Raw genomic sequence first — 26,080 nt, forward strand, 5'->3', positions numbered from 1 at the left:
ATCGCGGACCCGGGCCGCTGCCCAGCGGCTACCGCGGCTCGATTGTGCGGTCGGGTCGGTGATCTGGTGACGCGCTGCCGGGCATCCGTCGGCCAGGCGCGGTTACGGCTACGAGCCCTGCAGCACTGAGAGCACATTGCCCGCGGGGTCGAGAAACCACGCGATGTCGGGGCCGTTGCCGTGCATGATGCCTTTGTCGTCGACGGGCATTTCGCCGCCGTTGTAGATGGTGGTGACGACGCCGCGCGAGTTGAGGTCGTCGACGGCGGCCTCAACATCGTCGACCGCGAAGTTCAGAATGGTGAACGATGCCGGCTTGTGATCGGGTTTCGAGTAGGCCAGAATCGTGGCTCCGCTGTCGAGCTGCAACTCGAGAAAACCCATCGAGTTCTCGGTGACGGCAAGCCCCAAAGTCTCGCCGTAGAACGTCTTCGCGGCCGCGATGTCGTTGACAGAGAACCCGCTGAAAGCGTTGGTCGTTGTGAACATGCTGATCTCCTGCGCTGGATGCTCGGCGGCACCCCAAGGTGCCATGTGTACAATGTCTACAATCACACGCCTCGCGTGCCGTGTCTAGCGTTTGCGCGGTTCGAGTGGTGTGGGTGGCTCGCATGCCTGCCACGCCGGCGGAACCGCTGACGCGACGATATGGGTGCCGGCGATGCGCGCGATGCCGTGATGGCCGCGATGGCCGTGATGCCGGCGATGCCAGCGATGCCAGCGATGCCAGCGATGCCAGCGAGAGAGGAGCCAGGTGAGTACCGAGACGTCGACCCCTCGCGCGACCTACCGGCACGGTGATCTGCGTGGAGCCCTGGTGTCGGCCGGCCTGGCCATGGCGCGGGCGGGCGGGCCGGATGCCGTCGTGCTCAGGGAGGCAACCCGCCAGGCCGGAGTAACGCCGAACGCCGCCTACCGCCACTTCGCCGACCGCGGCGCGCTCCTCCGCGCCGTCTCCGACGCGGCACAGGCCCTGGCGGCCGACCGTATGGAAGCCGAGGTAGCCCGAGCCACTGCAGCCCCGATGCCCGTCACCTCTGCGACCGCCGCGCCTCCGGCGCCCGCCACGCCTCCATCCGTCGCCGCACCCGCACTGTTGCCGCGTTCTGTCGTCGTTTCCGCTCAGCCGCCGACGCCCGTCACCTCGCCATTCGCCGACGCGCATCCGGAGCCCGAGCAAGCGCAGCGTATGCTGCGCGCGGTCGGCACAGGCTACCTGGCGTTTGCGCGCGAGGAACCGGGGCTCTTTCGCGTGGCCTTCTCCGTGCCCGATCACCTGGCTCAGAGCACATCGCCGGCGAAAGCCGGAGCCGCAGGTCGCACCCCCTTTGCGATCTTGAGCGCCGCACTCGACGCATATGCCGCCGCAGGCATATTGCCGCCCGATCGGCGAGAGAATGCAGAGCTGTATGCGTGGTCGGCGGTGCATGGTCTCGGGATGCTCGTCATCGACGGCCCCTTACGCGGACTCAGCGACCCCATGGTCGACGCCGCCACGACACGCGTACTCGACATGGTCGAGCGCGGCCTCTGACCCGAGAGGGCCAGCGCGACGTTCACGCGGTCGCCTTCCCTCTTCGGGACGTTCACACGATCGCCTGCCCCCGCCGCGTCGTGCACTCGTGCGGACGCACCTCGGGTGAGCCCATTAGCCCGTTTTGAGACCGCTACACCGGCCTCAAAACGGGCTAACGGGCTCACTAACGGAGGCATGCGCCCCAGAACGGGCTGACGCCGGAGTCTTTGTCGTGCACACCTGCACGGTCGGCGCATTCCGCAACCGAGGGCTCGGCCGCAGCCCGTACAATTGCTGGCAGTATGTCATCTTCAGAACTCCCTCCCTTCTCCACCGCCACCGGCGCCGACGTTCGCGTCAGGTTCTGCCCGTCGCCCACCGGAACCCCGCATGTCGGGCTCATCCGCACAGCGCTCTTCAACTGGGCATACGCCAGGCATAACGGCGGCAAGCTGATCTTCCGTATCGAAGACACTGACGCGGCCCGTGACTCTGAAGAGAGCTACGAGCAGCTCGTCGACGCGCTCACCTGGCTGCGCATCGACTGGGATGAGGGCGTCAACGTCGGCGGCCCCCACGGCCCCTATCGGCAGTCCGAACGCATGCCCATCTACCTCGACCTCATCGAGAAGCTGAAGGCATCCGGTCACCTCTACGAGAGCTACTCCACGCCAGAAGAAGTGGATGCCCGAAACGAGGCCAACGGCCGCGCCAAGCAGCTCGGTTATGACAACTTCGACCGCGACCTGACTGACGACGACCGCAAACGCTTCCGAGAAGAAGGCCGCCTGCCGGCCCTGCGCCTGCGTGTGCCCGACACCGACTTGAGCTTCGACGACCTCGTTCGCGGCGAGATCACGTTCCCGGCCGGCAGTTTCGTCGACTTCGTGGTCGTTCGCCCGAACGGCGCCCCGCTCTACACCTTCGTCAACCCCGTCGACGACGCGCTGATGGGAATCACCCACGTGCTGCGCGGCGAAGACCTGCTCAGCTCCACCCCGCGGCAGATCGCCCTGTACGACGCACTCGTCGACATCGGCGTCACCACGTTCATCCCGCGCTTCGGGCACCTGCCCTACGTGATGGGCGACGGCAACAAGAAGCTCAGCAAACGCGACCCGCAGGCGAACCTGTTCTTGCACCGCGAGCACGGGTTCATTCCCGAGGGGCTCGTCAACTACCTCGCCCTGCTCGGCTGGTCGCTCACGCACGACCGTGATGTGTTCTCGATCGAGGAGATGATCGCGGCGTTCGACGTAGTGAACGTCAACCCGAACCCGGCGCGGTTCGACGAAAAGAAAGCCGAATCGATCAACGGCGACCACATTCGCCTGCTCGAGGTCTCGGATTTCGCAGCGCGAACGGTGCCCTACCTGGCCGCCGCCAATCTGGTGACCGAGCCGCTGACGGATGCCCAGCAGAGCCTGCTCGCGGCATCCGCTCCCCTCGTGCAGGAGCGCGTGGCGCTGCTCGGCGAGGTTCCGGCGCTGCTCGGGCCGCTGTTCGCGGCGACCGACGCCTTTGAGTACGCTCCGGATGCCCTGGCCACCCTCACCGGCAGCACGGGCGAGATTCTCGCGGCCGCCGTGACAGCCCTCGAACTCATCGAACTCTCAGAGTTCACCCACGACCGCATTAAAGACGACCTCGCTACCGCCCTGATCGAGGGCCTCGCCCTCAAGCCGCGCAACGCGTACGGGCCGCTTCGCGTGGCGCTCTCGGGTCGCAAGATCTCGCCGCCGCTGTTCGAGAGCATGGAGATTCTCGGCAAGGCTGAGACGCTGGCGCGCCTCGACCGGCTCGCGGTGTGGCACAGCGAGGCCGGCACGGCGGCGGCGTACGCGGCACCGGCCGCCGCCCCCGGCTCGGCCGCCGCCCCCGGCTCGGCCGCCGCCCCCGGCTCGGCCGCCGCCCCCGGCTCGCCCGTCGGCCCCGGCTCGCCCGTCGGCCCCGGCTCGACTCAGCCGGCCTCCTGACCGTGGCGAAGCTCATTCGGTCTGACGCCGTAGCAGCGGCCGTCGGAGCACTCGCAGACGGTGCAGCTGCGGCCACTGCTGCCGCCGCTGCCACCGCCACTGCTGCCGCCGCTGCCGCTGCCACCGCCGCTGCCGCTCCCACTGTGGTCATAGGCTCGCCAGCAGCCCGAGCCGCGGCCGCCACCGAGGTCGTGCACGACCCCGATGAGGTCTTCGACGTCATCATCATCGGCGCGGGGCCAGCCGGGCTGAGCGCCGGTCTGAACCTCGTGCGCGCACGGCGCCGTGTGCTGATGCTCGACAGCAATCGCCCGCGGCACTCGGCCACCCTGCTCTCGCACGGATTTCTCACCCGCGACGGCGTTTCACCCCTCGAGCTGCGAAAGCTCGGCCGCGAAGAGTTCGAGTCGTACCCCGAGGCCAGCTTTCACCAAGCCATGGTCTCGTCGATCGAAACCATGACCGTGCCGCCCGTGGGGCAGGCTGCGGCAGGCGCCGAACGCTCGGCGCACCACGGGGCGCACGTCGAGTCGTTGTTCGTGGTGCGCTCGAAGGGCATCCGGGGGTCGGGTGATCGCGTGGCCAGGGCCCGCACGGTTCTCATCGCCACCGGGTTGCTTGAGACGCTGCCGGCGCTGCCGAGCATCCGCGCCTATTACGGCACAAGCCTGCACAGCTGCACCGAATGCGACGGCTACGAGAAATCGGATGCCCCGCTCGCCCTCATCGGCGAAACCGACGACCTCGCCGAACGCGCCCTGCTCATTTCGCAGTGGTCGAACGACCTCATCGTGTTCACGAACGGCGTCGCAGAGCTCTCGAAAGCCGACGAAGCCGCGCTCGATGCCCGCGGAATCGGCGTCGAACGCCGGCCCATCGCCGACATCGAAGGCGACCGCGAAGGGATGACTGGGGTGTCGCTCACCGACGGAACCGTCATCGTGAGAAGCGGTGGTTTTGTGCGCCCGCAGTGGACGACCGCCCTCGACTACCGCGCCATGCTCGGCCTCGAAACGAGCGTCGACGACCTGCTGGTGGTAGATACGCACGGCCGCACCTCCTGCACAGGTGTGTTCGCGGCCGGAGATTCCACACCCCCAGGGGCGCAGCAGCTCATCGTGGCGGCGGGGGAGGGCGCGCGGGTGGCCGCGGCCATCAACCGGCACCTGATCGGCATTCTGTAGCGAGTCGTGCGCCGTGGTGTTCTTACTGACGCCGCCGAGCGCCAACCGCGCCGCGACTACCGACGCGATCATTGCCATTCCCTAACCGAGCCGATGAGCGCAATAATGGTTCGCGACCCGGTACGTGCACAGTGTCAACAAAGGAGTCTCTGATGGCCATTCTCAACCCGTACCTCAACTTTCGCGGCGAAGCCCGTGCTGCGCTCGACTTCTACCAGACGGTGTTCGGGGGCGAGATCATCCGGAGCACCTTCGGTGAGTTTCAGGTCAGCGAAGACCCCGCAGAGGCCGACAAGATCATGCATTCGCAGCTGACGTCGCCGAGCGGCTTCACCCTGATGGTCTCTGACACGCCGAACCGAATGGACTACACACCAGGCAACAACATCTCGGTTTCGCTGAGCGGTGGCGCCGAAGACCTCGACGAGCTCGCGGGCTACTTCACGAAGCTCTCAGAGGGCGGTACCGTGACGATGCCGTTCAACACCGCCCCTTGGGGCGACAGCTTCGGGATGCTCGTGGATCCCTTCGGAATCGCCTGGCTGGTGAACGTGGCGGGCGCACCCGCGGCCTGAGCGCGCCTCGGTTTGGGCAGAAGGCGAACGTAGGCTAAAGTCGATAGCTGGCCCGGGCTTCGGTTCTAGCCATTGGGGTATGGTGTAATTGGCAACACGGAAGATTCTGATTCTTTTGTTCTTGGTTCGAGTCCAGGTACCCCAGCAGCAAAGGCTCCGGAATTCCGGAGCCTTTTTTTGGTACCTGGCGGCTTGGCCAGGCGTTCTCTGTCAGGCTGGCTTCATGGATGACGTCGACGCCAAGATAAACCTCCAGCGCTACCTGCAGAACGGCCGCGACGCGCTGCTGTGGAAGCTCGAGGGAGTGTCGGAGTACGACGCTCGCCGGCCGCTGGTACCCACCGGAACGAATCTTCTCGGGCTGGTGAAGCACGTGGCCGCGACCGAAGCGGGGTACTTCGGCGAGGTGTTCGGGCGCCCGTTCACAGAGCCGCTGCCCTTCATGGCCGACGACGCTGAAGCCAATGCCGATATGTGGGCCACTCGCGATGAATCACGTGAGTCGATCATCGCGCTCTATCGCCGCGTGTGGGCGCATTCTGACGCGACGATCGAGGCGCTGCCCCTTGACGCGCCCGGAGTGGTGCCCTGGTGGCCGCCCGAGCGCAATCAGGTCACCTTGATGCGCATTCTCCCGCACATGATCGCCGAAACGCACCGTCACGCGGGGCACGCCGACCTGGTGCGCGAACTCATCGACGGCTCGGCCGGGCTGCAGAAGTCGAACGACAACTTGCCGCCCGGCGGCACCGAGTTCTGGAGTTCCTACCGCGACCGCCTCGAAACGACGGCTCGCGAGGCTGCGCGAGCTGAGGGTGACGAAGCAGGCAGCTAGCTAGCTGCCTCGTGCGCCGAGCGAAACGCGCGCGTCAGACGGTTTCGGTGTAGGCGGCGAGCCCGCGCTGCGCCGTGGCCTCGTTCAAGCTGAGGTGGCGCGCGACGGCCGCGGCGGCCGCATCGGGGTCACGGAGCCGGAAGGTGACGACGAGGTGCTCGTGCTCGCGCTGCCGACGCAGATTCTCTTCGGGGTCGGGAACGGCCTTCTTGAACCCGATTCTGATGTAGCGCTCTGCCGCCCGCCAGAGCGAATTCAGCGTACGCATATCCCACGTGGTGGCGGCAGGGGCGAGCAGGTCGGCGTGAAAGGCGTGATGCGACTCGTACACCGTATCGATGGTGTGGGTCGGGTCGCCGAAATGTTGCGTCTGTTCGTAGAGGCGGTCGAGTTCGCTGTCGGTGATGAGCAGGCACGACGCTCGCGCGATCTGCGGCTCGAGGTACCCGCGCAACGTGTAAATGGCGTGCAAGTCTTCGAGGTCGAGCGGAGCGACGCGCGCGCTCTTGCCCGGGTTCGTGATGACGAGGCCTTCGCCTTCGAGGTTGCGCAGCGCCTCGCGCACGGGAATGAAGCTGACGTTCAGCAGGTCGGCGATCTCGCGCAGCGAAAAAGTCGCGCCAGGGGCGAGGTCACCGCTGACGATCGAACGCCGCAACTCGTTCGTCACCAGTTCGGTGACCGAACGAGAATCAATGGGCTGAACGGAGGGGGTCATCTGATTCCTGTCGTCGACGTGCGCATGCACTCTCGGGCATGTTATCAAGTCTAAGGAATCACGCGAGACTAGGCCCTCGGCCCTCGGCCCGCGAGTGCTGAGCCACCTTTACGTGGCAAGTGGATGCTCGGCTCTTGCCCGAGCAAACAAGCCCCTCGTGCGAACTAGTACCAGCCGTTTGACTGGCTGTGACCCCAGGCACCGCAGGGGGTTCCGTATTGACCGCTGATGTAGTTCAAGCCCCATGTGATTTGCGTTGCTGGGTTAGTCTTCCAGTCGGCTCCGGCGCTCGCCATCTTGCTACCAGGGAGCGCTTGCGGAATGCCAGCTGCGCCGGAGGAGGCGTTCAAAGCATTGACGCGCCAGCCAGACTCGCGGTTCCACAATGAGACGAGGCACGAGAATTGATCCGACCCCCACCCCCGATCTGTAACCATTTGCTGTGCGATGGCCTGGGCCGTACCGGGGCTTGGGGTAGGTGCGTCGGGCGCGCTGGACGACGACGACGATGAGGAAGACGACGAAGATTCCTGGGCGGCAGTCTTCGCGGCTGCCGCGGCAGCAGCGGCCGCCGCGGCTGCAGCCTGCGCCGCTGCTCTTTGGGCGGCGAGAACGGCCGGATCGGTGGCCTCGTAGGAGTCGCGCTGAGCGAGAATGGCGCCGGTACCGTACGTTTCGTAGTCTTGGCCGGCGGCCATCGGCTTCTGAACCGGGGGAGCGCTGGTGAGGCTCGAGGCGTTCGCGAGCGGGAGTGCGAGGGTGCCGGCGAGCCCGAAGGCGGCTACGACGGCTGCGGCTTGTACGACGCGGCGACGCACTGTTCCGTTCAGCAAACCCATCCGGTGATCCGTTTCTCTCTGCTGCACTTTCGGGTTGCAGCTACTCGATCGGCCTCAGGGACGTATTGACTGAACCCTGCGCCGTTACACAAACGTGACCATCCATTATGCAACACGAAGCTGAGAAAGCCAGCGGCGGGTCAGTTGGAGGTCGGTTCGCCGTGATATGTCAGAGTACCCAATTGCGCGCCATACTGCGAGCGGATGACCATTGTGGTGCCGTCGAGAACAGCGGATGACGCACCGCTCAACCACGTCACAACCCCCTCGCACGTGCGGGTGGTGATGGCGAGTTTCGAGAACGAGATCGACCCGTCTTCGGCGAACCGCCACGTGCTGGTGAAGTCGTTGCATCCATCGTTGCCCGTCACCGTGCCGTCGTTCGCCAGCGACAACTGCAGAAGGCGCTGGCGGCCGTTCTCCACGCCCGTCCAGAGCCCCACGGCCACCTGAGTGCCTTGCGGCACAGGGGTTTGGGTCGACGTGGGGTGGTGCAGCGTGACCAGCTCTTTTCCGTCGTGACCGACGAGGGTGAGATTCGTGCCGTCGTACCGCGCCGAGGCCGAGTCGATGAGGTAGAGAGGCAGCTGCGCGCCGTCGCAGTAGATACGGGTCTGCGGGCCAGAGGTGGTGGTGAGAACGCCGGCCGTGTCCATCGACCAGGTGCCGGTCGCGTTGTTGCAGCCGTCGGAGCCCTTCCAGGTTCCGTCGTGCTCGAACTGCAGATAGGGCTGGTCGGGCGAGTTGTACGAGTCGCTGACGATCCAGCGCCCGGCGAGAGTGGATGTCGACGCGGGAGTGTATTGCGGAGCATCCGGAGCCGGAGCAGCCGGAGCAGAACACGCCGTGACGGTCAGCGAGAGCACGACTGCGCAAAGCGCAGCCAGGGCGAGTGCTCGCAGGCTCGACACAGAACCCTCCCAATTCGCTTACCGGTACAGCTAAGGGTACTGAACCCAACCTGCGAGAGCGCTCGGCTTGACAGGCCGCGCTGGGGCGACTCCAACCCGTGGTGTATGGGTTCAGTGAAAGTAGCCGGTGAACGAGCCCCAGAGCAAGAGTGTCAGCTGCAGCACCGTGAGGGCGTAGGCGATGCAGAGCGCTGCGACCGAGAGGCGAACTCCGGATGCCCCGGTGTGCGCGATCTGCCGCAGCGACAGGTGGGCGAACAGTATGCCGAGCGGAGACGCGATGAAGGCGAACAAGAAGGCCACGCCCGAGAGGAACGTTGTTCCGACGTCGCCATCGCTCGCCGCGGCCGCGCGTTTGGCCTGCCGATAGCCGAGCATGGCGAGCGGAACGAGAATGGCGAGAGCGATGAGGTAGACCACGATTGTTGACGCAGTGGTGCTCACGGTGTGGGTGCGCCTCTCGGTGGGTGCGGGTGCTGGTGCGGATGCTGGTGTGGGCGGTGCGGCGGTGCGGGCGGCGCTGGGTCGTCGTGCGCGTCAGTGGCTCACTGGTGGCTCACCGGTGGCTCACCAGTGGCGCATCGGCCCAGCGGGTGTGCCTAGAGGTCGAGCGTGTCGCCGGGCGCGAGCGCGAAATACTCGCCGCCGCCCTGCTCGGTCGCCCATCGAATGCGATCGCCGCCCATTGCCTTGCCCGCCGCAGAGAGCACCATCTCGTGCGTCGCGAAGCTACGTTTGGGCGCCACTTCGAGCACGTAGTCGAGCACTTCGCCGATCTTCAGCCACGGTGCGCCAACCGGAACCGCGAGCACGTCAACATCGACACCTTCCGGAACGGTGAACGAGTCACCCGGGTAGTAGAGAACGTCGTTGATCAGAACACCCACGTTGTCGACCACCGGAATGCTCGAGTGAATCACGGCGTGCTTGCTGCCGAAGAACTTCAGCGTGAAGGGTTCGACGGTGAACTCATCGCCCTCTTTCACTACCGTGACGTCGAAGCCGTCAGCCGCGAGCTGCACGCCCTCTGGCGCGAAGATGGGGATGCCCGGGGCCTTCTCGAGCAGACGATTCAGCTGCTCGGGAGTCCAGTGGTCGGCATGCTCGTGGGTGACCACGACGGCGACCACGCTGCTCGGGTCGCTGAGCGAATCGGTGATGGGTGACGTGAACGAGCCCGGGTCGACGATGAGGGTCTTGGCCGACTCTTCGAGAACGAGGGTGGCATGCTCCAGCTTGGTGAGTCTCATGTCTCCAGCTTAGGTACTCGGCGGGGGTGTCGGGGGCGAGGGTGTAGGGGCGGTGGTGCGGGTCGCGGGAGCGGGTGGGATAGCGACGGCGCTAGTGCGGGTGGCGGGAGCAGGTGTGGGAGCGGCGGCGCTAGTGCGGGTGGCGGGAGCGGGTGTGGGGAGCGGTGGAGCTAGTGCGGGTGGCGGGTGGCGGGAGCGGGTGTGGGGAGCGGTGGAGCTAGTGCGGGTGGCGGGTGGCGGGAGCGGCGGCGGTGGTGCGGGTCGCGGGAGCAGGTGTGGGGAGCGGGTGGTGCGGGTGGCGCCCAGTGGTCGCTGTCATGTCGGCCGTGGTCGCGTGGTGAGCGTTGACGGCGCAGCCGGGGGTGATGCGCCATAATCGGGGAGTGCCCGAAACAACGCCGTCAGGCGCGCTGAGACTCGTCGTCGCCATTAACCCGTCGGCATCGTTCGGGCGCACCCACGGGGCCGGAACGCGGGTGGTCGAAGCGCTGCGCCACGACGGACACCACGTCGACGAACTGCAGGCCGTTGACTTCGCCACGCTGAAGGCCGAGGCGGGGGTGGCGCTCGCCGGGCATCCGGATGCCCTCATTGTGGTCGGAGGTGACGGAATGGTCAGCCTCGGGGTGAACCTGCTCGCCGAGACGCAGACGCCGCTCGGAATCGTTCCGACCGGCACGGGAAACGACTCCGCATTGGGTCTCGGTATTCCGTTCGAGTTCGACGCGGCCCTCGCGCATCTGCGGGCGGGGCTCACCGTGCTCTCGGCCTTGTCGGCTGCGGAGCCTCGACCGCTTGAGGAATCGGTCGGCGCGCTGGCGTCTCCGGCCGCGGGGGCCCCAGCCGGAGCGCCCGGCGTGCGCACCATCGACCTCGGGCGACTCAGCCACGCGGGCGGCGAGCTGTGGTTCGCGTCAGCGCTCTCGGCGGGGCTCGACGCGCTCATCAACGAGCGAGCCAATCAGATGCGCCGCCCGCGCGGCGCGAGCCGGTACACCATCGCCCTGCTAATCGAGTTGCTGCGTCTGCGCGCCCGCACCTACTCGCTCGTGGTCGACGGGGTCGCCCGGAAGGTCGACTCGGTGCTGCTGACGGTGGCGAACAACCGCTCCATCGGCGGCGGAATGCTCGTGGCCCCCGACGCCTCGCTCGACGACGGTGCGCTCGACCTGTTCATCGTGGCGCCCGTGTCGCGGCTGAAGTTCTTGCGCATCTTCCCGCGTGTGTTCAAGGGCACGCACTCGGGCCTCGACATCGTCGAGCTGACTCGGGTGCACACGGTCGAAGTGGATGCGCCCGACATCATCGCCTACGCCGACGGCGAGCGGGTCGGGCCCCTGCCGGTCACCGTCACCGTCGCGCCGGGTGCCCTGCGCGTGCTCGCCTGACCCGATCTGCCCAAGGGGCCCGGTTCGGCCCAGGTGTCGCGGCGCGCCCCGGTACGGTACGGCCCAGGTCTCGGCGCGGCCCGGCCCAGGTGTCCGGGCGCGGCCCGGCGCGGCACAGGCGTCCCGGTACGGCACAGGAGTCCCGGCGCGACCCGGGCTACTCAGCTGCAGAGTTGTGAGGCTCAGCCCATGGGCCACGCCGCTCGCACTTCGATCTTGCCGAAACGGGCCATGGGGTGCTTCGCGGCGATCTCGATCGCCTCGTCGAGGCCTGCGCAGTCGATAAGGTCGTAGCCCGCGATCCACTCCTTCGTCTCGGCGAAGGGGCCGTCGGTCACGCGTACTTCTCCGCCGCGCACGACCACGGTCTTGGCGTCGGCCGGAGGGCGGATGCGGTTGCCGCCTTCGTGAACGCCACGGGCATCCATTTCGGCTACCCATTCTTCGATGTTGTCTTCTGCGGCGTTGTATTCGGGTGCGCTGGGGTCTGTGCAGACGAAAAAGATGAATTGCATGATGTGTTCCTTCGTTGGGTTTATTTTGTTTCGCTAGAACGTGTGGGCGGCAGCAGTGCGATTGGAGTTCTTCAGACGCCCGTGGCGGCTTCCTGTGTGGTGTGGGGTGGTTCTTCTGGGGCAATAACGGTCGGTGGGGTGCCGCGGGCCTTGGCGAGTAACAGTGTTTGCTCACGCTCGTTCGAGGTGAGGGCGGCGGCCGCCTCGAACTCGAGCCGGGCATCCGGAGCACGCCCGAGCCGCGCGAGCAGGTCGCCGCGCACGGCGTGCAGAAGCGAGTACCCGGCCAGCGAATTCGCGTCGACGAGCCTGTCGACAATGACGAGCGCGCTCGCCGGGCCCGTGGCCATGCTCACCGCCACGGCACGATTGAGGTCGATGACGGGTGACGGGTTCAGCTGGCCGAGCGCTTCGTAGAGCAGCACGATCTGGGCCCAATCGGTGTCGTCGGCGGTGGGGGAGGTGGCGTGGCACTCGGCGATGGCTGCCTGAAGTGCATACGGGCCGCGACCACGACCGAGGGCGTCAGCTCGGGCGAGCGAGACTTCGCCGCGGGCGATGAGCGCGTGGTTCCAGAGCGATCGGTCTTGGTCGAACAGCAGCACGGGTTCGCCGTCTGGCGTGGTGCGGGCATCGAATCGCGATGACTGAAACTGCATCAGTGCCACGAGGGCGTGCACTTCGGGTTCGCGGGGCAGCAGGCCGGCGAGCAGCACGCCGAGGCGCATGGCTTCAGCCGCGACATCCACTCGACCCCAGGTGTCGCCTGAGGTTGCGACATAGCCTTCGTTGAAGATGAGGTACACGACCTCGAGCACCGCGCCGAGCCGCGCCTGAAACTCGCTGCGTTCGGGCACCTCGAACGGAACCTTCGCCACCCGCAAGACCCGTTTGGCTCGCACGATGCGCTGCTGCACGGTCGCTACCGGAACCAGCACTGCCCGCGCGATCTCGGCGCTGCTCAGGCCGCCGACCACGCGCAACGTGAGGCACACCTGGGCTTCGCGGGAGAGCACGGGGTGGCAGGCGACGAAGACGAGGCGCAGCACGTCGTCGTCGATCTCGTCGAGGTTCCAGGCGCTGCCGTCGCTAGTCATCTCACGGGCGTCGGGCGCGTTCTCGAGCTGCTGATCGGTCAGCAATCCGTGGCCCATCGACTCATAGCGCGTGTCGAGTCGTTGCTGCCGCCGCCACGCGTCGACCGCCTTACGCTTGCCCACCGTCGTGAGCCAGGCTGCGCCGTTGCTCGGGATGCCCGTGACAGGCCACTGCGCAAGAGCGTCGGTCAGGGCATCCTGAGCCAGGTCTTCGGCGAAACCGAGGTCACCCGTGAAGCGAGCGAGCGTCGCAACGATCTGCGCGGCCTCGGCCCGCCACACAGACTCGACGGCGTGCGCAACGCTCTGCGCGTTACCGTTTTCTGGTGCCATGACGCCGCCCTTTCGCATCGCACTAATGATCGCTCATCAAGACGTCGAACAGCACGACCCGATATCGACACGGTGCAGAAAAAAATTTTCGGTGCCCCTGTGGAGGAGAGGAGCCGTTCGCCGCCCGAGCCGGAACGAGCCCCATCCAGCCCTTCTGCGGGTCGCATCACGTGCCGTGCCGTGCCATGCCGTGCCCTGCCGTGCCGTGCCGTGCACGGCGATGGTGAGCCTCTTGCGCCGAATTGAGCCAGGTATAACGGGCTCAATTCGACGTACGAGGCTCACTCGCGCCGCCGGATGGCGGTCGGGCGCGCAGGCGCGGTGCTACTCGGGTGCCGCGATGCTACTCAGGTGCGGCGATGCCGCGGTGCTACTCGGGCGCGGCGATGCCGCGGTGCTGGTCGGGCGCGCAGGCGCAGTCTACTCGGGCGCGGCGATGCCGCGGTGCTGGTCGGGCGCGCAGGCGCGGTGCTACTCGGGTGCCGCGATGCCGCCCAAGAAGATCTGCACCTGGGCGCGCGCCACGATGCTCCACTCGGGCACGTTCGGCAGCTGCTGCGCAATCATGGCGCCGAACACAATGACGTCGTCGGGGGTGACGGATGCCCGCACCGACCCATCGGCGACCCCCCGCTCGAGCAGCCGCCCTACACGTAGCGCCACGTCGCCCCGGGCCCGCACCGCCTCGGGGTTCGTGGTTTCGGGAGCTCCATGCATCGGCAGCACCAGGTCTGATCTCGTGACGATGGTTCGCTCAAGAAAGAGTTCGATCGAACGGAGCCCCGAGGCATCCCGAGCCAGCACGTCGTCGAGCGACGAAAGAACGATGCTATAGGCCCGAAGCTGCAGCGCGTCGAGCAGCGCCTCGCGGTTCGGGTAGCGGCGGTAGAGCGTGCCGACGCCCACGTTGGCGTCGGCGGCGATGGTGGCCAGCGGAACGTTCTGGCCCTCACGAATCATCGCCGCAACGGCGGCCGTGAGCAGCCGATCGCGGTTCACGGCGGCGTCGCTGCGCAGCCGTCTGGAGGCGCGGCTCGGAGAGGCGCCCGCTGACGCCGCTGCCAGCGCCGGCAGCCTGGCGGCCTCGCGCTCGGGCGCCGGCTCGCGCGCGACCTCTGCCACCGACAGCGGCTCGGGCGCTGACGCTGCGGGCACGGGTTCCATTTGCTCAGCGTATGACAGCCCGCCGAACTTTCTCCCCATAACCGGAATAATTCGTCCGCACGCGAGTTGACTCAGATGCGGAACATCGCCTCCGCATCCACCAGCCATACCGTGCGCCTGTTTCAATGGCGAACGCTTCACGAAAGGCACCTCATGAACATCTCCATCATCGGCACCGGCCACGTCGCCACTACTCTCGCGGCTTCGTGGAGCAAGGCGGGTCACGCTATCACCCTCGGCTCGCGCGACCCGCAGAGCAAGGCCGGCCAGTTCGAGTACCCGGTCGCATCCCTCGCCGACGCGGTCGCCGCGTCAGACGTCATCGTGAACGCCACCCCCGGCGGCCAGAGCGTCGAGATCTTCACCTCCATCGGCGCCGACACTTTCGCGGGCAAAACCGTCATCGATGTGGCGAACGCAGCCTCCCCCAGCTTCGACCTCATCTACCCCGACTCGAGCCTCGGCCAGGTGCTGCAGGATGCCCTGCCCGCCGCCAAGGTCGTCAAAACCCTCAACACCGCCGCCATGACCGTGCTCGTCGACCCCTCGTCACTGTCGGGTGAAAGTTCAGTCTTCGTCTCGGGTGATGACGACGGGGCCAAAGATACCGTGCGCGGCCTGCTTGGCGACCTCGGCTGGGCATCTGACAGCATCGTCGACCTCGGCGGCATCGCAAGCGCACGGGGCGCCGAGTACTACTTCGTGCTCTTCTTCGCGCTCGTGCAGGCCGGTGGCCCGCAGTTCAATATCAAGGTGGTTCGCTAGCCAGCCCGCTCGCTATCGGCGGCCGGTGCGACCCGAGGTGGCCGCACCGGCCCGTCACGTCGGGCATGCCGCCCCCAAGCGGTCTCCGCTCCTCTGAGTCGGTGACGCCCGTCAGGTGAGCAAGATCGTTGCTTCACGGGCTGCTGTCAGCACCTCATCGTCTGTCGCGGCGGTGCCTTGGGCGGCGAAGAGGGCAGCACTAACGGTGTCGAACGCCATTTGTGCCCGAAGCCTGGAGGCCATCGGGGCTTCGCCTGGAAGTACGCGATTAACGACGGCGTCGAACCAGGCCCGGCGATCAGTGCCGTCTTCGGCGAGCTTCTGCATGATCGCCCGGTTGGCGTGCGCGAAGCGCATGCCCTGCACGCGTTCTATGCCGGTGGACTCCACCCACCTCAACGCGGTGCGGCGAAGAAGGTCCGGCCCGGCAGGTTGTTCCTCGACCCAGCTGAGGAGTGCGTCGATCTCATCCCGGCGACCCTCCAGGAGGGCTCGGATGATCGCCTCCTTGCTGGAGAAGTGGTAATAAAGCGAGGACTTTCTGATGCCAAGCGCTTCGGCGATGTCGCGAACGGAGGTGCCCTCGAAGCCACGTTCGGTGAACAGCTCCAACGACACCTGAAGAATCTCCGATCTCGTTTCGCGGCCTGGCCGTCTCGTCATCTTGTCTTCCATGTCACCATTCTAGTTGACTAACGGTCGGTCGGTCGGTATGGTCGAGTTTGCCGAACGATCGTTCGGCAAACTCGAGATAATGGAGAAAATCTTGACGAATATTGCGAATCCTTCCATCGCTATCGTCGGGGCGGGCCCCGGTGGGCTCGTGGCTGCGCGCGTGCTTCAGCTCGGCGGGGTAGACGTGACCGTCTATGACGCCGATGCATCGCTCGAATCCCGAGACCAGGGCGGAACCCTTGACCTGCATGCGGATTCGGGCCAGATTGCTGTGGAGGACGCCCAGCTCGCGGAGGAGTTCGCCGCCTTGGCGCGGCCAGAGGGTCAGGCGCATCGCTTGCTCGACCCTCAGGGCGCGGTCTTGATGGAGCAAACTCCTGCCCTCGATGAGACCGCCGCGCCGGAGATAGACAGGGCACAGCTACGCCGAATGCTCGCCGAGTCGCTGATACCGAACACGATCCGCTGGGGTCGCCGACTGGCGAGTGTGAATGATGCGACCCTCACCTTCGAGGACGGCCGCGTCGAAACGGCCGACCTGGTGATCGGAGCTGACGGCGCGTGGTCCCGTGTTCGGGCGGTGCTGACAGATGCCGTTCCGATATACACCGGTGTCACCTTCGTTGAAGCACTTTTCACCAATGTCACCGAGAGTCACCCCGACATCGCGGCCCTCGTCGGTGACGGTCATATGTGGGCCAACGGCGACGGGAAGACGCTCGTGCTCCAACGAAACAGCGGCGACGTCGTTCGGGGGTACATCTCATTTCGCGTCGAGCTCGACTGGCTCGCGGAAGCCGGCCTTGGAGCCGCAGATGGTCGAGGCGGTGTACTCGACTCCAACGGCACGAGTGCTACACACACCGAACGAGTAAGGGCCGTCCTGAGAGACCGCTTCGCCGAGTTCTCACCGGAACTGCTTCGCGTGATCGACGACACCGAAGGAACCCTCCCGAGCCGGCCGATCTTCGCATTGCCGACCCCGACCACATGGGCGCACCGCCCTGGCATTACCTTGGTCGGTGACGCAGCCCACGTGATGTCGCCGTTTGGTGGAAACGGCGTCAACCTCGCCCTCCTCGACGGTGCCGAAATCGCTCGGAGTATTGTCAACGCTGTCCGCACGGGAACTGCAATCGGCGACGTCGTGCGGGAGTATGAAGAACGCATGGTGTCGCGCGGGGCCACACTGGGCAAAGCAGCGAACGATGCTATCGCCGAGCACTACGCGATCGGCGGTCCCGACCTCGATAGCATTCCGAATTTCGATGAAGCAGCAGATCAGTGGCGCGCTAACGCAGCCGAATATCGCGCGAGTCGGAACTGAATCGACGTGAGCCTCGGCCGGTTCGGTCGCGGAGGAGCTTGTGGGCACGGAGGTGCCATCCACAATGCCCACCATCAACATCACCAGCGTTTTCGTCGACGACCAGGCCAAGGCGCTCGCCTTCTACACCGACACCCCCGGATTCGTAACGAAGAACGATGTCGACCTCGGCGATTACCGCTGACTCACGGTGGTGTCGGCAGAGAATTCCGACGGCGTAGAGCTGCTGCCCGAACCCGACGCACACCCTGCCGCCGCCACCTTCAAGGCAGCGCTCAAGACCGACAGCGTCGCCTTCACCTCGTTCGAGGTGCCTGACGTCGCCGCGAGCTACACAGACTCGCGCGCGAAAGGGTGTCACGTTCATCCAGTCGCCCACCACAATGGGCCCGGTAGCCATGGCCGTGTTCGACGACACCTGCGGCAACCTCATCGCGTTGACAGGCGCCCCGCTCGCCAAGTGACCGAGCTCGGCACCCGCGTGCTCGCGACCGTGCCCGTGCCCGACCCCGCGATCGCGATCGCGCTTACGGCGTGACGATCATGTCGAACAGCGACGACACCCCCGTGTCGGTGTTCGTGATGGTGACCGTCGATGCGCCGGCTGCGAGCGGCTGGATGCCCGGATTGAACGTGGCCGAACCGTCGACCTTGCCGGGCACGAACTTTCCGATGGTCGGCTCGCCCACCGTTGCTGTGAATGACGTGACGGGAGTCGTTCCGGCGCTGATCACGATGACGTTATTGAGCCCCACGGTCACGACCTGACCGCTGATCTCGGTGGGGTCGATGATGATCGGGGCGATCACGCTTGTACCTCCTGCGCCTGGCGCGCCGGTGGTGATGCCGGTTCCGGTGCTGTTCGTGGTGCCGCCATTGTTCGTGGGGGTCGTGCTCGCGGCGGTCGTTGCCGGCGCCCCGCAGTCACTGCCCGTGCGCCCGGTGGCGCAGCTGTCGTTCGAGGCGCATCCGGTGAACGCCGTCACAGCGAGCATCCCGATCGCAAGCCCCACGCTGATTTTGGCGAAACGGATGCCCATGCCTCTGCCCCTCACACAATCACCTTCGACGATGCCCACCGCTCCAATTGGCGCAGCTCCTTGAAGGTATGGCATACTCGTTAAGTTGTCTAATCGGCCCCATCGTTTAGCGGCCTAGGACATCGCCCTCTCACGGCGGTAACACCGGTTCGAATCCGGTTGGGGTCACACTGTATTAGCTGACGAGGCCCGGTTCCCTTTCTGAGGGAAACCGGGCACTTTCATTTTTCGGGCCTCTCGCACCCGACAGCCGAGGCGGATACCGAATTCGGGCCTCTCGTACCGATCCACGGTAGTTTTACTGTCATGGCACACACTCGTACCCCCGTCGAAGCGCGGCGTGATGCAAGCGCCCGGCGAAACGGATTGTCCGCCCGACGCGAGGTTCTTCTCGATCAACTCGAGGAGATCTTCCTCGAGCAGGGCTTCAGCTCTCTCACCATCGACGACCTGTGCCGGCGATTGCGTTGTTCGAAGACAACGCTGTACTCGGTCGCTGACTCGCGCGAGCAGATCATCCAGGCGGCAACGCGACACTTTTTCGCAAAGACAACGGCGACCGTAGAGCGCGAAGTGGCAGACGAGCCGGATCCGGGCCGCCGCATCATCCGGTACCTCAACGGGGTCGGCACGGCGATGCAGCGAAATTCGGTGGAGTTCTACGTCGACATGGTCAGTTACGAGCCCACCGAGGCGATCTATCGCCTCAATTCCGAGGCCGCTGCAAGGCGCGTCAGGGGTTTTATCGAGGAGGGGGTCACGTCTGGGCATTTCCGTCGATCAGATGCAGCTTTAGCCGGCCAGGCGGCTGCCCTCTTGATCGAGGGAATGCAATCGGGCGAGCTTCTCCAGCAGACTGGGCTCAGCGCCGGCGAAGCCTATTACGAGCTCGGAGAACTTCTCGTCAACGGTCTTTCGGTCAGGAAGTGACGTCGCCGTTCATCTGAGTGACGACCCGATAGAGATGCCTCCGTCGATATCGAGAACGACCCCTGTGATGTATGAGGCTGCCTCGGAGGCCAAGAACGCCGCTCCTTCTGCGATGTTGGAAGGATCACCTGCACGTTTCATCGGCACTTTGCCGACCAGCAGGGTACGGGCTTCGGCATTCATCGATTCCAGCATGGGTGTGCTGATCAGCCCTGGCGCAATCGCATTGGCCGTGATTCCGTAGCGGGCGCCTTCGAGCGCCAACCCTCGTGTGAGCCCGACCACCCCTGCCTTCGCTGCTACGTAGTTCACTTGCCCGAAGTTGCCGCGCCACGACATCGATGAGAACGAGATGATTCGCCCATACCGTTGGTTGCGCATGTGGGGGAAAACCGCGCGAGAGCAGAGAAACGCGCCGGTGAGGCTGACGTCGACGACTGCAGCCCAATCCTCGTCGGAGATGTTCTCGATTCGGTTATCGCGAATGATTCCTGCATTGTTGATGAGCACGTCTATCGTGCCGTGACGGTCACGAGACGCCGCGACCCAATCAGTGACGTGAGTCGAGTCCGTGACATCCATTCTGGTCGCAGTAACGTCGACGCCGTACGACTCGTGAATGTGCCGTGCCGCGTCAGTGATCGCGTCTTCGCTGAGATCCCCTATCGCCAGGCTTGCGCCTTCGAAGGCGAATCGTTCTGCCATCGCTAATCCCAGCCCTTGCGCCGCCCCGGTGATGAGCACTGTGCGCCCGACGTAGCGCCCGGTCGTCGCTTCGCGAGTTTCAGTCATGGTCAATTTCCCTCGAATTCTGCGTGGTTCGTGTGCTGAGAAATGCGCGAAGCGCTGACGGTACATCGTGCTCGACCCAGTTGTCACCGAAGGCTTCGAGTTCACGGCGGAGGCCCTCACTCGCGCGCCGGTCTTCGAGTGAGAGAAGAAGGCGTTTCATGTTTTGTTGGGCGGCCTGGTCGTGGGCGGCAAGGCGGAGAGCCAAACGTTGTGCTCTGCTTCGCAGTTCATTGATGGGCACGACGTCTCGGATCCATCCGATCGCGGTGAACTCTTCGGCCTGCTGCAATTCGCCACTGAGGTGCATCCAGCGTGCATTGGCCTTGCCGATCGCGCGCTCGAGCCGCACACTCGAGCCCGCACCCGGGAGGAGCCGGTTATTCAGGTGTGCGTCACCGATGAGGGTTCCGTGCGCGGCGATGACGGCGTCGCATACCAGAGCAAGCTCCAGACCCCCGGCGACCGCATGACCCTGGATAGCTGCGATCCAGGGCTTTGTACTGGCTTCAATTCGGGCGAAGCACTCTGAGACACGTTCGAGAAACGGCAGGATGCCCTCGCTTTCGTCCATGGCGAGAAAATGGCGGAAGTCGCCACCCGCGCTGAAGCTCTTTCCTTCTCCGGCCACAACGATGACGGAGGTAGCCGAATCTTGCTCGGCGTCGCGCGCGTGGCTACTGAGCAGACCGATCATGTCGTCGTTCATCGCGTTGCGATGCTCGGGGCGGTTGAGAATGAGCCATCTAACGGAGCCGTGTTGCTCGACGAGCACCGAGGGCGCTGTCACTCCGAAGTCTCCGCCTCAAGCTCTTCCCGCCGCTGTTGACGAAGAACTGCTCTTTGAATCTTCCCGCTCGGTGTCTTGGGCAACTCGGGCACGAAGTGGATTCGGCGAGGGTAGGCGTGAGCGGCGTAGTTCTGTTTGACGAAGACCTGAATGTCGGTGGCGAGTTGGTCGGATGGCACCTCGTCGGGACGCAGCACGATGTAGGCCTCGAGCACTTCGCCGCGTTCTTTGTCTGGTGCGGCAATGGCTGCGCTTTCAGCTATTGACGGGTGCTTGCTCAGTACAGATTCGATCTCGAACGGACCGATGCGATAACCGGCCATGATGATGACGTCGTCATCGCGAGCGGAGAATCGGAAGGCGCCTGACTCGTCTTGCGATCCCAGATCACCGAGTATGTAATATCGCCCGTCTGCCGAGAAGCGCGAGGCCGACTTTGTGGGGTCTTGGTAGTTCGTGAAGGTCATCGCAGGACTGTTGTGAGTGTCGATTGCGACCCGGCCGATCTCGCCGGCACTCAACACCTCTTCTTTTTCTTCGGCCAATATGGTGGCTGACCAACCCGGCAGAGGGTATCCCATCGAGCCAGGCACAACGGGCTTCGCGAGGTCAGGATGATGTGGGTTAGAGAAAATCATGCCGACCTCGGTTTGGCCGAAATCGTCGTAAACCAACTGGCCGAGCTCACTGAGAGCCCAGACATTCACCTCGGGCGTGAGTGGCTCTCCACAACTGGATAGCTTCGTCAGCGTGGTGGTGCCGGAGAGGTGGGGATACGCGCTGCGGATGGCACGGTACACCGTGGGAGCGGCGCTGAAGTTCGTGACCTTCGCATCGGTGATCAGCGACCATGCACGGTGCGGCTCGAAATTGCCGGTCTGTAGTACGGTGCCGGTGCCCGCGGCGAGTGGAGCGATGACTGCCGAATAGAGGCCGTACGCCCACCCGGGATCTGCGGCGCACCAATAGGTATCGTCGGCTGTGACTCCAAGGCCGTATTCGAGGTAACTCTGCCAACCCGCAGCGTGACGGAGGGGGTGAATGACCCCCTTGGGTTGCCCCGTCGTTCCCGAGGTGAAGATGTGCACGAATTCGCCGTCTGGTCCTTGAACGTACGAGGGCGAATCTTCATCGGGAGACGCTCCGTCGATGAGTTCGGTGTACGAGATGTCGGTGTCGATGGTCTCGGCCGACTCTCCGACGACGACCACGCGCCAAGGGTTCGAATTCGAAACCGGTAGTTTGCCGCGCTGGGCCTGATCGGTGAAGACGAGGGCTGCATCTGCGGTGCGAAGCCGGAAATCTATTGCGGGAGTCGCGAACGCAGTGAAGAGCGGCAGGTAAACGGCACCAATACGCCATGTCGCGACCATGATCGTGATCAGCTCTGGCCCTTTACCGAGCAGCGTCGCCACCCGCGAACCTGGCTTGATGCCGAGTTGGCGCATGGCGTTGGCGAGCTCAATGGATTGGCGTCTCAGTTCGCCGTATGTCACACGAACGATGGAGTCGCCATCGGCAATCGTGTAAGCGGTAGTTGCGGGGTCGTGCCGATCGCACAGGATATCGGCGGCCGTGGCGCCAGAATCCCGGTAAGCGCCCGCGATTTGTTCATAGAACTCGTGGCCTTGCATAAATCATCCTTGATCTAGAGGTACGGAAGTACGAAAGCAGATACTTGCGTACTCATCTTGATTCTCGTACTGTAGCAGAGAGGCGGTGCATTCAGTACCGTCGATAGTAAGTCCGTATCAATTTATGCATCGTCAAGGGAGACACATGCACCAGGTAGAGATCGAATTCGACGTTGATGTGCCTCTGCGAGATGGAACCATTCTGCGCGCAGACGTCTACCGGCCAGCTGATGGGAACGATCATCCGGTGCTCGTTCAACGAACACCGTACGGAAAGAATTACTTTTACGATTCGCAGTTCGACGTGCGAGTGGCGGCGAGGCGTGGCTACATTGTCGTCATTCAAGACACCCGTGGTCGGTTCGCATCGGAAGGGGAGTGGTTGCCCTGGGCCTTTGAACGCGAAGACGGGTACGACACGATCGAGTGGGCCGCGCAGCTGCCGGGCAGCAACGGCAAAGTCGGCATGTTCGGCGTGAGCTACATGGGGAGCACTCAGTGGAATGCGGCTGTTTCGCAGCCCCCGCATCTCGTCACGATAGTGCCGGGGGTCACCTGGAGTGACCCTGAGAATGGTCTCACGTTCAGAAGCGGCGCGATTGAGCTCGGTATGAATACCTGGTGGGGGCTGGGGCAAGCTTTCGCCCAGTACCCCAAGGTCGGTCTGCCGATCGAGCAACTCATGACGAAGTTCTCTTCGACCATCGGCGACATCGATGACTTAGCGGAGCGGGTTTACTGGGAGCTTCCCGCCGGGCACCACCCTGCCATCGAAAGAGCGGGGCAACCAGACATCGGTGTCGCTCGTGCCTTGGATGACTCGGCAGCGAGTGACGAGTCGCGGATTGCGAACAGGTACAGCGATATCGAGGTACCGAGCATGATCTTTGCGGGATGGAACGATGTGTTTCAGCAGGGCTCGCTCGACAACTACATCGGAATGAGGGCGCGGGGCCTGACGACCCGATTGATCGTAGGTCCATGGGCGCATACGACATTAGGGAACTCGACACCTCAGGTCGGCGACGTCAATTTTGGATTGTCGTCGTTGGCTCCGGCCGGTTCGCCGCTGACAGATATGCATCTCGCCTGGTACGACCATTGGCTGAAAGGCGAGCCCGCTACGCAGGCGCATGAATCAGGGGTGCTGATCTTCGTCATGGGCGATAATCAGTGGCGTCACGAATCGGACTGGCCGCTCGCACGCGCCGAGGCGACGCCTCTCTTCTTGACGGGATCATCGGGCTTGAGCTGGCAACCCGTCACAGAGGAGACCACGCCATCTGCCTACAGCTATGACCCGCTGAATCCCGTGCTTACGCGAGGGGGCAACACCCTTACGTCGAGCGAGTTCCCTTTCGGGCCTGTCGATCAGGCTGCTACCGAGGCGCGCGACGATGTGCTCGTCTTCACCTCTGAACCGCTCGATGCCGACGTGGAAGTCACCGGACGCGTCGCTGCCACACTGTATGTGGCGACCGATGGCCCCTCGACGGACTGGGTTGTGCGGCTGTGCGATGTCGACCGAAACGGTATCTCGCTGAACGTCGTGGATGGCATTCTTCGAACCGCGGCAGAGCCGAACGAAGTCGCCGAAGTGAACATCGACCTCTGGTCTACGTCATTCGTATTCAAACAGGGCCACCGCCTCCGAGTGCAGGTCACTTCCAGCAACTTTCCGCGCTGGGATCGGAACACCAATACCTCAGAAGGCGAGGCGAGAGACGCTACCGACTTCCGGGTCGCGGCCCAGAAAATCTTCCACGACGCGACGCATCCATCACACCTTCTGCTGCCCGTGGTGCCCCGTGAGGTCGATGGTCAGGTTTGAGCGGGTGGGCGTGCCTCGAAAACTTTTCGTCGAGGCACCCGACCGGCACCTCTGACGTGCTAGGCGCGATTCACGCCTGTGAACCCTTGCCCGCGGTCGCGCGCGGGTCTAATGTGCGGTCATGACCGATCCTGATTCACAACCCACCATTGCCGACATCGAGCTTCCCGAGACAGGCGAAGCGACCTTCTGGCGCGACGGCGTGCAGCACACTTTGCGCGCCGACGGCACCGAAGACGACGAACCGACCTGGACGTTGCACGCCGAAGAGGAGCTCATCGCTCACATCAGCCGCCGCGAGGGCAAATGGGTCGGCAACAACGCCACGCCCTCCCGCCAGGTCGAATCCGACTCCGACTGGCGTCAAGTCGTCATCGACGTCTCGTAAGCGCGCCTGTTCTGTACGTCAATTCGAAAGAAGCACTGATGAAGATCGAACCGCTCGTCAAGCTCGTGAACGAGGCTTTAGCTGCCCAGGGCGGCGGTCCGTTCATCCAGGGGCCGTTTGTCGAGGCCGACACCGACCGCGATGCGAACGAAAGCGTCGTGACGGGCAAAATGCACAAACGAGACCTCAGCCTGCTGTTTCACGTGAATAGTGGCAAGACCGAAAACGCCTATACCGTCAGTTTGCGAGACGACGCCACGGGCATCCACCTCGGTTCGGGAGAAGGCCAGTCGACCTTCGCCGACGCGATCTCGGCCTACCACTGGAACGCGGCGCTGACCGAGTTGAACGAACTCGCCTGAGGTGCCGACCTACTGCAACCATTCCCGCGCTGCGGTGACGAGCGCGGCAACGCCCCTCGCCAGCGTCGGCTGAATCGCGGGCGCGAACTTCGGCGAATGGTTCGACGGAATGTCGCTGTCGACAGTGCCCGCGCTCGCGGCCGCGAGGTAGGTCTCCGGATGCACGCCCCCGAGTATCCAGTACACGAGTGGCGCATTCGCGGCAGTCGCGAGCAGCCCCACGTCTTCGCTGCCAGAGACCTGCCCGGGGTCGAGCACGGCCTGCTCACCGAACGCCGACCGAAAAGCGCCCATCGTGCGCTCGGTGGCAACCGGATCGTTGACCGTCACCGGAAACGACTCGGCGAACTCGATCGCCGGCTCAGGCGCACCCGACGCCGCGGCTTCGCCACCCGCAATGCGCTCGATAGAACTGAGCAACCGCGCCCGCACCTCCTCGCTGTACGCACGAACGCTCAACCCGAGCTCGGCACTCTCCGGAATGATGTTGTTCTTCGTGCCCGAATTCAGCCGACCGACCGTCACGACGGCGACCTCCTGCGGCGCGACCTCTCGCGAGATGATCGTCTGCAGCCGGCCGACGATGGCCGCCGCCACCACGATGGGGTCGATCGTCGTCTCGGGCCGTGACCCATGGCCGCCGCGCCCGCGCACCGTGATGTCGAGGCTGTCGGCTGAAGCGAACGCGGCGCCGGAGTGAGCCCCGAGCATCCCCGCCGGTGCCGGCCCCACGTGTTGGCCGAGCACCACATCCGGCAGAGGAACCCTCTCGTACAGCCCGTCGTCGAGCATCGATTGAGCGCCATTGCCGACCTCCTCGGCCGGCTGAAAGAGGGCGACGATCGTGCCGCTCCACTCGGTTCGCGTGGCGGCCAGCTCATGGGCGGCGCCCACCAGGCAGGCCACATGTACGTCGTGCCCGCACGCGTGCATGACCCCCGGCACCGTGCTCGCGTACGCAAGGCCGGTGTCTTCGTCGACCGGCAACGCATCCATATCTGCGCGAAGCAGCACGGTCGGCCCGTCGCCGTTTCGCAGAACCCCGACCACCCCGGTGACCCCGATGTGCTCGATCACATCAAAGCCTGCAGTGCGCAGCTCCGTTGCTGCGATTGCAGCCGTTCGCGTCTCTTCGAACGATAGTTCAGGATGCTCGTGCAGGTCTCGGTACAGATCGTCGATGTTCATACACCCATCCTGCCTCCTCCGTTCACGTGCGTCACTACCAGAGGCGTCGGGGCACGAAGA

The 26,080-nt window shown here is 64.8% G+C and carries 28 protein-coding genes and 2 tRNA genes; 15 read left to right on the forward strand and 15 right to left on the reverse strand.

From position 1 onward, the window contains the following. Positions 1-108 precede the first annotated feature (108 nt). Positions 109-489 (reverse strand): VOC family protein, encoded by a 381-nt coding sequence (locus tag IEX24_RS02835; protein ID WP_188674266.1) that lies wholly within the window; start codon positions 487-489, stop codon positions 109-111. A 265-nt stretch (positions 490-754) separates the two neighbouring features. On the opposite strand from IEX24_RS02835, the gene IEX24_RS02840 reads away from it, so the two are divergent. The 6 genes from IEX24_RS02840 (at position 755) to IEX24_RS02865 (ending at position 6,086) form a co-directional block, all read left to right on the forward strand. Next, complete coding sequence (locus IEX24_RS02840) at positions 755-1,534, forward strand: TetR/AcrR family transcriptional regulator (RefSeq protein ID WP_229715047.1); 780 nt, start codon at positions 755-757, stop codon at positions 1,532-1,534. A 284-nt stretch (positions 1,535-1,818) separates the two neighbouring features. Beyond that, positions 1,819-3,492 (forward strand): glutamate--tRNA ligase, encoded by a 1,674-nt coding sequence (gltX, locus tag IEX24_RS02845; protein WP_188673344.1) that lies wholly within the window; start codon positions 1,819-1,821, stop codon positions 3,490-3,492. A 191-nt stretch (positions 3,493-3,683) separates the two neighbouring features. Further along, on the forward strand, positions 3,684-4,676 hold the full coding sequence (locus IEX24_RS02850) for an NAD(P)/FAD-dependent oxidoreductase (protein ID WP_188674272.1): 993 nt from the start codon (positions 3,684-3,686) through the stop codon (positions 4,674-4,676). Between the two features lie 149 nt (positions 4,677-4,825). Continuing rightward, positions 4,826-5,251, forward strand: a complete 426-nt coding sequence (locus IEX24_RS02855; protein ID WP_188674275.1) for a VOC family protein — start codon at positions 4,826-4,828, stop codon at positions 5,249-5,251. A gap of 73 nt (positions 5,252-5,324) precedes the next feature. Next, positions 5,325-5,396, forward strand: a tRNA-Gln gene (locus IEX24_RS02860). Positions 5,397-5,474: 78 nt separating this feature from the next. Next, positions 5,475-6,086 carry a DinB family protein gene (locus IEX24_RS02865; RefSeq protein WP_188673347.1) on the forward strand — a complete coding sequence of 204 codons (612 nt, stop codon included), beginning with the start codon at positions 5,475-5,477 and terminating at the stop codon, positions 6,084-6,086. Between the two features lie 34 nt (positions 6,087-6,120). Here the strand turns inward: IEX24_RS02865 and IEX24_RS02870 are convergent, their stop codons facing one another. The 5 genes from IEX24_RS02870 to IEX24_RS02890 all read right to left on the reverse strand — a co-directional run bounded on the left by IEX24_RS02870 (position 6,121) and on the right by IEX24_RS02890 (position 9,804). Next, positions 6,121-6,804: a GntR family transcriptional regulator gene (locus IEX24_RS02870; RefSeq protein ID WP_203585952.1), complete on the reverse strand. Its 684-nt coding sequence runs from the start codon at positions 6,802-6,804 to the stop codon at positions 6,121-6,123. Positions 6,805-6,968: 164 nt separating this feature from the next. Beyond that, the gene (locus IEX24_RS19410) at positions 6,969-7,643 is read right to left on the reverse strand and encodes an aggregation-promoting factor C-terminal-like domain-containing protein (protein WP_229715048.1); all 675 of its coding nucleotides are present in this window, start codon (positions 7,641-7,643) and stop codon (positions 6,969-6,971) included. Between the two features lie 140 nt (positions 7,644-7,783). Then, positions 7,784-8,554: an META domain-containing protein gene (locus IEX24_RS02880; protein ID WP_188673350.1), complete on the reverse strand. Its 771-nt coding sequence runs from the start codon at positions 8,552-8,554 to the stop codon at positions 7,784-7,786. Between the two features lie 111 nt (positions 8,555-8,665). After that, positions 8,666-8,998 (reverse strand): hypothetical protein, encoded by a 333-nt coding sequence (locus tag IEX24_RS02885; protein WP_188673353.1) that lies wholly within the window; start codon positions 8,996-8,998, stop codon positions 8,666-8,668. Positions 8,999-9,153: 155 nt separating this feature from the next. After that, on the reverse strand, positions 9,154-9,804 hold the full coding sequence (locus IEX24_RS02890; protein ID WP_188673356.1) for an MBL fold metallo-hydrolase: 651 nt from the start codon (positions 9,802-9,804) through the stop codon (positions 9,154-9,156). A gap of 383 nt (positions 9,805-10,187) precedes the next feature. On the opposite strand from IEX24_RS02890, the gene IEX24_RS02895 reads away from it, so the two are divergent. Continuing rightward, positions 10,188-11,192 (forward strand): diacylglycerol kinase family protein, encoded by a 1,005-nt coding sequence (locus IEX24_RS02895; protein ID WP_229715049.1) that lies wholly within the window; start codon positions 10,188-10,190, stop codon positions 11,190-11,192. Between the two features lie 182 nt (positions 11,193-11,374). Here the strand turns inward: IEX24_RS02895 and IEX24_RS02900 are convergent, their stop codons facing one another. From IEX24_RS02900 to IEX24_RS02910, 3 genes are all read right to left on the reverse strand, one after another. Then, the gene (locus IEX24_RS02900; RefSeq protein WP_188673362.1) at positions 11,375-11,707 is read right to left on the reverse strand and encodes a YciI family protein; all 333 of its coding nucleotides are present in this window, start codon (positions 11,705-11,707) and stop codon (positions 11,375-11,377) included. 71 nt (positions 11,708-11,778) lie between these two features. After that, positions 11,779-13,137 (reverse strand): RNA polymerase sigma factor, encoded by a 1,359-nt coding sequence (locus IEX24_RS02905; RefSeq protein ID WP_188673366.1) that lies wholly within the window; start codon positions 13,135-13,137, stop codon positions 11,779-11,781. A gap of 471 nt (positions 13,138-13,608) precedes the next feature. Next, positions 13,609-14,301, reverse strand: a complete 693-nt coding sequence (locus tag IEX24_RS02910; RefSeq protein WP_188673369.1) for a TetR/AcrR family transcriptional regulator — start codon at positions 14,299-14,301, stop codon at positions 13,609-13,611. A 75-nt stretch (positions 14,302-14,376) separates the two neighbouring features. Between IEX24_RS02910 and IEX24_RS02915 the strand changes: the two genes are divergently transcribed. Next, positions 14,377-15,066, forward strand: a complete 690-nt coding sequence (locus IEX24_RS02915; RefSeq protein WP_372435713.1) for an NADPH-dependent F420 reductase — start codon at positions 14,377-14,379, stop codon at positions 15,064-15,066. Positions 15,067-15,177: 111 nt separating this feature from the next. Here the strand turns inward: IEX24_RS02915 and IEX24_RS19810 are convergent, their stop codons facing one another. After that, positions 15,178-15,741 carry a TetR/AcrR family transcriptional regulator gene (locus IEX24_RS19810; protein ID WP_188673375.1) on the reverse strand — a complete coding sequence of 188 codons (564 nt, stop codon included), beginning with the start codon at positions 15,739-15,741 and terminating at the stop codon, positions 15,178-15,180. A 79-nt stretch (positions 15,742-15,820) separates the two neighbouring features. On the opposite strand from IEX24_RS19810, the gene IEX24_RS02925 reads away from it, so the two are divergent. Both IEX24_RS02925 and IEX24_RS02930 read left to right on the forward strand, forming a co-directional pair. Next, entirely contained in the window at positions 15,821-17,068 is a 1,248-nt protein-coding gene (locus tag IEX24_RS02925; RefSeq protein ID WP_188673378.1) for an FAD-dependent oxidoreductase, read from the forward strand. 193 nt (positions 17,069-17,261) lie between these two features. Continuing rightward, a complete protein-coding gene (locus IEX24_RS02930) occupies positions 17,262-17,606 on the forward strand; it encodes a hypothetical protein (protein WP_307821381.1) in 345 nt (114 codons plus the stop codon). On the opposite strand, the gene IEX24_RS02935 is transcribed toward IEX24_RS02930, so the two are convergent. Then, positions 17,596-18,108, reverse strand: a complete 513-nt coding sequence (locus IEX24_RS02935) for a hypothetical protein (RefSeq protein ID WP_188673383.1) — start codon at positions 18,106-18,108, stop codon at positions 17,596-17,598. The two genes, IEX24_RS02930 and IEX24_RS02935, sit on opposite strands and share 11 nt — an antisense overlap. A gap of 95 nt (positions 18,109-18,203) precedes the next feature. On the opposite strand from IEX24_RS02935, the gene IEX24_RS02940 reads away from it, so the two are divergent. After that, a tRNA-Glu gene (locus tag IEX24_RS02940) sits at positions 18,204-18,276 on the forward strand. Between the two features lie 198 nt (positions 18,277-18,474). Further along, positions 18,475-19,038, forward strand: a complete 564-nt coding sequence (locus IEX24_RS02945; RefSeq protein ID WP_203585950.1) for a TetR/AcrR family transcriptional regulator — start codon at positions 18,475-18,477, stop codon at positions 19,036-19,038. A 9-nt stretch (positions 19,039-19,047) separates the two neighbouring features. On the opposite strand, the gene IEX24_RS02950 is transcribed toward IEX24_RS02945, so the two are convergent. Genes IEX24_RS02950 through IEX24_RS02960 form a run of 3 tightly spaced genes read right to left on the reverse strand, consistent with a single transcriptional unit; the run spans position 19,048 to position 22,251 of the window. Further along, positions 19,048-19,830, reverse strand: coding sequence for an SDR family oxidoreductase (locus IEX24_RS02950; RefSeq protein ID WP_188673389.1), 783 nt, complete (start codon positions 19,828-19,830; stop codon positions 19,048-19,050). After that, the gene (locus IEX24_RS02955) at positions 19,823-20,617 is read right to left on the reverse strand and encodes an enoyl-CoA hydratase/isomerase family protein (RefSeq protein WP_188673392.1); all 795 of its coding nucleotides are present in this window, start codon (positions 20,615-20,617) and stop codon (positions 19,823-19,825) included. Before IEX24_RS02955 ends, IEX24_RS02950 begins: the two co-directional genes overlap by 8 nt. Further along, positions 20,614-22,251 carry an AMP-binding protein gene (locus IEX24_RS02960; RefSeq protein WP_188673395.1) on the reverse strand — a complete coding sequence of 546 codons (1,638 nt, stop codon included), beginning with the start codon at positions 22,249-22,251 and terminating at the stop codon, positions 20,614-20,616. Before IEX24_RS02960 ends, IEX24_RS02955 begins: the two co-directional genes overlap by 4 nt. 145 nt (positions 22,252-22,396) lie before the next feature. Here IEX24_RS02960 and IEX24_RS02965 point away from each other — a divergent pair, with 145 nt between their 5' ends. The 3 genes from IEX24_RS02965 (at position 22,397) to IEX24_RS02975 (ending at position 24,832) form a co-directional block, all read left to right on the forward strand. After that, positions 22,397-24,082 carry a CocE/NonD family hydrolase gene (locus IEX24_RS02965; RefSeq protein ID WP_188673398.1) on the forward strand — a complete coding sequence of 562 codons (1,686 nt, stop codon included), beginning with the start codon at positions 22,397-22,399 and terminating at the stop codon, positions 24,080-24,082. A gap of 121 nt (positions 24,083-24,203) precedes the next feature. Continuing rightward, positions 24,204-24,470, forward strand: coding sequence for a hypothetical protein (locus tag IEX24_RS02970; RefSeq protein ID WP_188673401.1), 267 nt, complete (start codon positions 24,204-24,206; stop codon positions 24,468-24,470). 38 nt (positions 24,471-24,508) lie between these two features. Continuing rightward, positions 24,509-24,832, forward strand: coding sequence for a hypothetical protein (locus IEX24_RS02975; RefSeq protein WP_188673404.1), 324 nt, complete (start codon positions 24,509-24,511; stop codon positions 24,830-24,832). 9 nt (positions 24,833-24,841) lie between these two features. Here the strand turns inward: IEX24_RS02975 and IEX24_RS02980 are convergent, their stop codons facing one another. Further along, a complete protein-coding gene (locus IEX24_RS02980; RefSeq protein WP_188673407.1) occupies positions 24,842-26,020 on the reverse strand; it encodes an amidohydrolase in 1,179 nt (392 codons plus the stop codon). Positions 26,021-26,080: the final 60 nt, after the last annotated feature.

The sequence above is a fragment of the Subtercola lobariae genome (genome assembly GCF_014640255.1).
GTDB lineage: Bacteria > Actinomycetota > Actinomycetes > Actinomycetales > Microbacteriaceae > Subtercola > Subtercola lobariae.

What these genes read in the sequence shown, in the direction of transcription:
- IEX24_RS02835 (WP_188674266.1), bottom strand. Translation starts at nt 489, where the DNA reads ATGTTCACAACGACCAACGCTTTCAGCGGGTTCTCTGTCAACGACATC.
- gltX (WP_188673344.1), top strand. Translation starts at nt 1,819, where the DNA reads ATGTCATCTTCAGAACTCCCTCCCTTCTCCACCGCCACCGGCGCCGAC.
- IEX24_RS02865 (WP_188673347.1), top strand. Translation starts at nt 5,475, where the DNA reads ATGGATGACGTCGACGCCAAGATAAACCTCCAGCGCTACCTGCAGAAC.
- IEX24_RS02870 (WP_203585952.1), bottom strand. Translation starts at nt 6,804, where the DNA reads ATGACCCCCTCCGTTCAGCCCATTGATTCTCGTTCGGTCACCGAACTG.
- IEX24_RS19410 (WP_229715048.1), bottom strand. Translation starts at nt 7,643, where the DNA reads ATGGGTTTGCTGAACGGAACAGTGCGTCGCCGCGTCGTACAAGCCGCA.
- IEX24_RS02890 (WP_188673356.1), bottom strand. Translation starts at nt 9,804, where the DNA reads ATGAGACTCACCAAGCTGGAGCATGCCACCCTCGTTCTCGAAGAGTCG.
- IEX24_RS02900 (WP_188673362.1), bottom strand. Translation starts at nt 11,707, where the DNA reads ATGCAATTCATCTTTTTCGTCTGCACAGACCCCAGCGCACCCGAATAC.
- IEX24_RS02905 (WP_188673366.1), bottom strand. Translation starts at nt 13,137, where the DNA reads ATGGCACCAGAAAACGGTAACGCGCAGAGCGTTGCGCACGCCGTCGAG.
- IEX24_RS02910 (WP_188673369.1), bottom strand. Translation starts at nt 14,301, where the DNA reads ATGGAACCCGTGCCCGCAGCGTCAGCGCCCGAGCCGCTGTCGGTGGCA.
- IEX24_RS02915 (WP_372435713.1), top strand. Translation starts at nt 14,377, where the DNA reads ATGCGGAACATCGCCTCCGCATCCACCAGCCATACCGTGCGCCTGTTT.
- IEX24_RS19810 (WP_188673375.1), bottom strand. Translation starts at nt 15,741, where the DNA reads ATGGAAGACAAGATGACGAGACGGCCAGGCCGCGAAACGAGATCGGAG.
- IEX24_RS02925 (WP_188673378.1), top strand. Translation starts at nt 15,821, where the DNA reads ATGGAGAAAATCTTGACGAATATTGCGAATCCTTCCATCGCTATCGTC.
- IEX24_RS02935 (WP_188673383.1), bottom strand. Translation starts at nt 18,108, where the DNA reads ATGGGCATCCGTTTCGCCAAAATCAGCGTGGGGCTTGCGATCGGGATG.
- IEX24_RS02950 (WP_188673389.1), bottom strand. Translation starts at nt 19,830, where the DNA reads ATGACTGAAACTCGCGAAGCGACGACCGGGCGCTACGTCGGGCGCACA.
- IEX24_RS02960 (WP_188673395.1), bottom strand. Translation starts at nt 22,251, where the DNA reads ATGCAAGGCCACGAGTTCTATGAACAAATCGCGGGCGCTTACCGGGAT.
- IEX24_RS02965 (WP_188673398.1), top strand. Translation starts at nt 22,397, where the DNA reads ATGCACCAGGTAGAGATCGAATTCGACGTTGATGTGCCTCTGCGAGAT.
- IEX24_RS02970 (WP_188673401.1), top strand. Translation starts at nt 24,204, where the DNA reads ATGACCGATCCTGATTCACAACCCACCATTGCCGACATCGAGCTTCCC.
- IEX24_RS02975 (WP_188673404.1), top strand. Translation starts at nt 24,509, where the DNA reads ATGAAGATCGAACCGCTCGTCAAGCTCGTGAACGAGGCTTTAGCTGCC.
- IEX24_RS02980 (WP_188673407.1), bottom strand. Translation starts at nt 26,020, where the DNA reads ATGAACATCGACGATCTGTACCGAGACCTGCACGAGCATCCTGAACTA.